This is a genomic window from Bacteroides sp. 1_1_14 (assembly GCF_000162515.1).
In the GTDB taxonomy this organism is placed as follows: domain Bacteria; phylum Bacteroidota; class Bacteroidia; order Bacteroidales; family Bacteroidaceae; genus Bacteroides; species Bacteroides thetaiotaomicron.
Genome location: NZ_GG774709.1, coordinates 106,596 through 112,887 on the forward strand (window position 1 = coordinate 106,596; position 6,292 = coordinate 112,887).

Genomic DNA, 6,292 nt, shown 5'->3' on the forward strand with positions numbered 1-6,292 from the left:
ATACGTTTGCTCAAAATAGCAGGAACATTAGTCTTTGCTTCGTCTCCGGGGAGTGTCCATCGATTTTTAAATTCACGAGTCATTGCCGTTAGATCCGAATAATATGCTTTGAATACGGGATTTAAACGGATAACATTTCCAAATGAATAAGTGATAAATAAATTCAAACGGAAACCTTTGTATGAGAACATATTACCCAAACTACCTGTAATGGTAGGATCAGTCGGACCTTCATACTTCAGGAAACCAGTATTTTGGCGTTCCTGGAAATTTATATCGGTACTAGTCGCTTCGCCCTTTTCATTTATAATGACTGGAATACCATCTTTGTCGAGACCTACAAATGGGATAGAGAATAGCCCACGAACCGGATAGCCTTGTTTAGCGAATCCATTACCGGAAATAAGCTCCATCACATTCGCATTTTGTTTCAAATCAGTGACTTCATTTTTTGCATTAGAGAATATAAAGTCGGTGTTCCAGTTGAAATCTTTTGTTTTAATATTCTTGGTTGATAAAGTGAATTCAATACCATGTGATTTCATTGAAGCGATATTTGCATACTTCAGGATCTGTCCACCTGCGCCTTGTGTATTAACGATACCAATCAAGTCGTAGTTGTTACGTTTGTACCAGTCTACAGCTAAATTAATGCGGTTATTCAAGAAGCCCATGTCGGCACCAATATTCAACTCGTGCTTCTTTTCATAAGTTAATTCGCTATTTTCTAGTTCCTTAATATACAATCCGGACTCCTGGATAGAAGTAAATGGTCGATAAGGACTATAGCTGGTTATAATAGCCTGTGAGTTCGTTACGTCTGCCGGACCGCGGTCGGCTGTTAACGAATAAGATGCTTTCAGTGTAAAGTGTGAAAGAACAGAAGTTAAATTGCTGAAGAATTTTTCTTCGTGGGCATTCCATGCTCCTGATACGTTCCATGTAGGTAACCAACGTGCCGAGCGGCTCTTACCCATACGGTTGGTACCTTCGTAGCGGGCTGTTCCATTCACAGTATAACGACCTTTATAAGAGTAGGTAGCATTGGCGAAGAAGGCGGCACTACGGCTACGGGTCTGACTCAATGAGTAGTAATTATTGCCGTCTTCGATACCTTTTTGAAGAATTCATATACATAGTAGGGTATTTCGCCCATTGAGTATTGCATACCCCACCCTTGATAGTAATTCTTTGATCGGTCTGTAGAGTTGATTTCTGTTCCTGCAAAGAAGTTAGTGATATGTATATCATTAAATACGTGGTTCCAACTAGCTGTAGCTCGGAAGTCGTAACCTAGCATCTTATAGTCTCTACGTTGATAAATACCACCTTCCGGTAAGATAGAGATCGGTAGTGCATATGGATTATCTGGGTTCTTATAAAGAAATGGATTGCGGTCCATAATTGTCTTGTCATCTAGACCTGCACGATAAGCCGATGCCTGGTTTGACTGGTCTTTAATGTTGTGCTCCTGTGAAGTTGATTGATACTTCACGGCTCCCAAAGCGCTTAGCTCTAATCCGGTAATTGGTTTCCATTTCAACTCGCCTTGGAACTTTAAATCTGCAATGTTCAGTTCCATGTAATTGTTGTCCAGTTCGTTCAGAATGTTGAAATCAGCATAGTTGCTGGTGTAATAAGTGTTTGGGTCTAATGTACGTGAAGTATTCAATGCATATGAATAGGGGTTGATGTCAAATTCACGTTTTACCTGACCGTTTACTAGGTCAATGTCTTGTCCTAAAGTTCCCGGTGCTTTTTGCTTACGATAAGAAGCACTTGATATCAAGTTTATGCTTAGGTTCTTTAAGATATTATGATTCATATTTAAGTTGGCTGTATAGCGATCAACTCCACTTTGCTTGTACCATCCCGGATCGTGCATAGCACTTAAAGAAGCATAGAACGATGACTTTTCTGTACCAGAGCTAAGACTTACAGAATGATTCTGACTTAGACTGGGAGAGAAAAGTGTGTCAAACCAATCGGTATTTCTCATTTCAGCTTCACGTAGATAGGCATTTTTAGCTTCGTCAGTATTTAATAACGCATATTGTCCGGTAGTAGGATCGTATGTGTTAATTAACTGATACATCTTTCCGTATACACCACTTTCTGCAGTTCGGGAGGTTTCAGCGAAATTTAACCAGCCTTTCTGTTGCATTTCTTTGTATACTCCCATCTGATCTTGCGAGTTCATGATGTTAAAGTCATTGTAGCTTGGTACTAAACGGGTAGTAAATTCACCGGTATAGCTTATTCTACTGACTCCAGCTTTACCTTTCTTTGTAGTAACAACGATTACACCTGCCATTGCACGTGCGCCATAGATTGAGGTTGCTGAGCCGTCTTTCAAAATCTGAAAGCTTTCAATATCATCTGCGTTCAGACCAGCAATAGCCGAACTAATTAGAGTTTCAGCATCGCCTGAAGATAGTTGATCAGCGCTGACTTCTACAGCGTCTTCCATAATAACTCCATCCACTACCCATAATGGTTTGGAGCTACCATAAATGGAGGTAGCACCGCGAACGCGGATTTTGGGAGCTGTACCAAATGTACCGGATACATTCTGGACTGACACACCCGCAGCACGGCCTTCAAGACCACGGCTGATATCTGCCATACCATTAAGTTTTACGCCTTCTGCATCAAGTTTTGTTGCAGCTCCCGTGAAAAGGCGCTTGTCCATTTTTTGCATACCGGTTACCACTACTTCCTCCAGAACTTCTGCATCTGGTTTCATCAGAATTCTTATTGTTCCTGTTTTGATAGGAATCTCCTGAGTTTTCATTCCAATGTAGCTAATTTTCAAAGTTCTAGCAGAACTTGGTACATCGTTTATGGTAAACTTACCATCGATATCGGTGACTGTTCCCATCGTTGTACCTTTCACTAATACGGATGCTCCCACAACAGGCTGATCATCTTCTTCAGAAATGACGACACCTGTCACCTTTTTAGGTGTTTGGGCAATCACTAGACCTATGCTTGCCAGCAAGCAGGCCAATAACAGCATTAATTTTCTTTTCATAAACACTCTTTATTATTATAAGAATTAGTAAGTCGCTTATTTTCGCTTAGTGCTATTTTGCAAATATAAGCACATATTTATAAATACAAAACAATTATTCAAAATAAATTTGAAAACTATTGTAAATACATTATGATAGTTATGAATATAAATACATATCATCAAACTATCATAATGTCATATTTCTGTCAGTATATGCAAATTTAGCCTTGTTTAAATAATCATTATGTCATCTAAACACTCCCTTTTTATCTTTAACTAAGCCTTGAATAATATAAAATTTATATTAGATATAAATAATTAGTATGAAAATAGGTTATAGGAGAATATGATACAATTATGTGTTACGTAAAAAAGAGAAAATAAAATAAGTTCTGCTAGAACTTTGAAGATTAGCTATATCGGATTGAAAACTCAGGAGGTCCCCATAAAAGCAGGAACGATAAGAATTCTGATGAAACCAGATGCAGAAGTTCTGGAGGAAGTAGTGGTAACCGGCATGCAAAAAATGGACAAACGCCTTTTTACTGGTGCAACTCAACAATTAACAGCTGATAATGTAAAATTGGATGGTCTCCCTGATATTAGCCGTGGACTTGAAGGGCGTGCTGCGGGTGTGTCAGTCCAGAACGTATCCGGTACGTTTGGTACTGCTCCTAAAATTCGTGTACGTGGTGCTACCTCCATTTATGGTAGCTCCAAACCATTATGGGTGGTGGATGGAGTTATTATGGAAGATGCTATTGATGTGGGACCTGATGATTTATCTTCTGGTGATGCTGAAACTCTGATTAGTTCGGCTATTGCTGGTTTAAATTCCGATGATATTGAGAGCTTTCAGATTTTGAAAGACGGTTCAGCAACCTCAATCTATGGTGCACGTGCAATGGCAGGTGTAATCGTTGTTACTACAAAGAAAGGTAAAGCTGGAGTCAGCAAAATTAATTATACGGGTGAGTTTACTACGCGTATGGTGCCCTCATACAAAGAGTTCAATATTATGAATTCTCAGGAGCAAATGGGAATATATAAAGAATTGGAGCAAAAAGGTTGGTTGAATAGTGCTGATTTATTTCGTGCAAAGAATTCAGGTGTGTACGGACGTATGTATAAACTGATCGACCAGTTTAATGAAACGAATGGTCAATTTGGGCTGATGAATACTTTAGAAGCACGTAATGCTTATTTGACCGAAGCCGAAATGCGTAATACCGACTGGTTTGATGTATTATTCTCAAATAATATTTCACAGAATCACTCTGTAAGTATTACTTCAGGTTCTGATAAATCATCTTTTTATGCGTCATTGAGTGCCATGCTTGATCCGGGATGGTATAAGCAGAGTGAAGTGAAACGTTATACAGCCAATTTGAATACGACTTATAATATCTTAAAGAACCTAAGCATAAACTTGATATCAAGTGCTTCTTACCGTAAACAGAATGCACCAGGTACCATGAACTCATCATTGGACGTTGCGGCAGGTCAGGTTACACGTGATTTTGATATCAACCCCTATTCATACGCACTGAATACTTCACGTACATTAGATCCTAATACAGATTATGTGGCTAATTATGCTCCATTTAATATTCTCCGTGAATTGGACAATAATTTTATTGAGTTGAATGTTGTTGATGTAAAGTTCCAGGGGGAGTTGAAATGGAAGGTGTTGCAGGGCCTGGAAGTCAGTGCGCTGGGTGCTGTGCGTTATCAATCATCATCACAAGAACATAATATAATGGATGATTCTAATCAAGCAATTGCTTATCGTACGGGGTTGGACGATGCTACTATTCGTGATGAAAACGACTGGTTGTATAAGAATCCAGATAACCCATATGCATTACCTATTTCGATTCTTCCTGAAGGAGGTATTTATCAGCGTCAAGATCGTAAGATGTTGGGACTGGATTTCCGTGGTACTGTATCCTGGAATCATCTATTTGCAGAAAAGCATATAACTAATCTTTTTGCAGGAATGGAAGTAAATGATCTTCAACGCTCTAACTCTTCATTCCAAGGATGGGGTATGCAATATTCTATGGGTGAGATTCCATCATATGTTTATCAGTACTTTAAGAAAGGTATTGAGACTGGAGAAAAGTATTATTCTATGGGGCATACTAGATATCGTAGTGTAGCTACATTTGCAAATGCTACTTATTCGTATGACGGGCGTTATACGTTGAATGGTACTTTCCGCTATGAAGGAACTAATAGAATGGGACGTAGCCGTTCTGCTCGTTGGCTGCCAACGTGGAATCTTTCTGCAGCGTGGAATGTTCATGAAGAGAAATTCTTCCAATCACTTCAACCAACGCTTTCAAATTTGACATTTAAGGCATCTTACTCATTGACAGCTGATCGTGGTCCGGCTGATGTAACAAATTCACAAGCTATTATTAAGAGTTATTCACCTTATCGTCCTTTCACTGATATTCAAGAAACGGGTCTTCATATAGTGGATTTGGAAAATAGTGAATTAACGTATGAAAAGAAGCATGAATTGAATATAGGAGTGGATGTAGGTTTTATTAATAATCGCATTAATCTTTCAGCTGACTGGTACACGCGCAATAACTATGACCTGATTGGGTTGATTCCAACACAAGGAGTGGGAGGTACTATTTATAAATATGCCAATGTAGCTACAATGAAGTCACATGGTATTGAATTTACCCTTTCAACCAGCAATATTAAAACAAAAGACTTCTCATGGAATTCTGATTTTATTTTTTCTCATGCTAAGAATGAAGTTACTGATTTGCGAGGACGTACTCGTATGATGGAACTTGTTTCGGGAAATGGATTTGCACGTGAAGGATATCCTGTGCGCGGGCTTTTCTCCATTCCTTTTGCAGGTTTGGATGAAAAAGGTATTCCTATGTTCGATATCAATGGAAATATAACATCGACTGATATTAATTTCCAGGAACGTGAGAAGTTAGATTATTTGAAATATGAAGGTCCGACAGATCCTACAATAACTGGTAGTTTCGGTAACGTTTTTGCATATAAAGGGTTTAAACTCAATGTATTCATGACTTATTCATTTGGTAATGTTGTTCGTTTGAATCCATATTTTAATTATAAATATTCCGATTTGAGTGCTATGCCTCGTGAATTCAAGAATCGTTGGACGCTTTCTGGGGATGAGGCAAAGACTAATATTCCTGCAATCTTGAGTAATCCGCAATATGAAGCAAACCGAACATTGTATAAAGCTTACAATGCTTACAATTATTCTACAGAGCG

Annotated in this window: 1 protein-coding gene and 1 pseudogene; one reads left to right on the top strand and one right to left on the bottom strand. The window is 38.6% G+C overall.

The annotated features are described in order from the left end of the window. Positions 1-3,034 (bottom strand): annotated as a pseudogene (locus tag HMPREF9007_RS06185) (SusC/RagA family TonB-linked outer membrane protein); the annotation flags it as partial. A gap of 406 nt (positions 3,035-3,440) precedes the next feature. Here HMPREF9007_RS06185 and HMPREF9007_RS06180 point away from each other — a divergent pair. Further along, positions 3,441-6,292, top strand: a 2,852-nt coding sequence (locus HMPREF9007_RS06180; RefSeq protein WP_277754695.1) for a SusC/RagA family TonB-linked outer membrane protein, incomplete at its 3' end; no start/stop codon positions are given.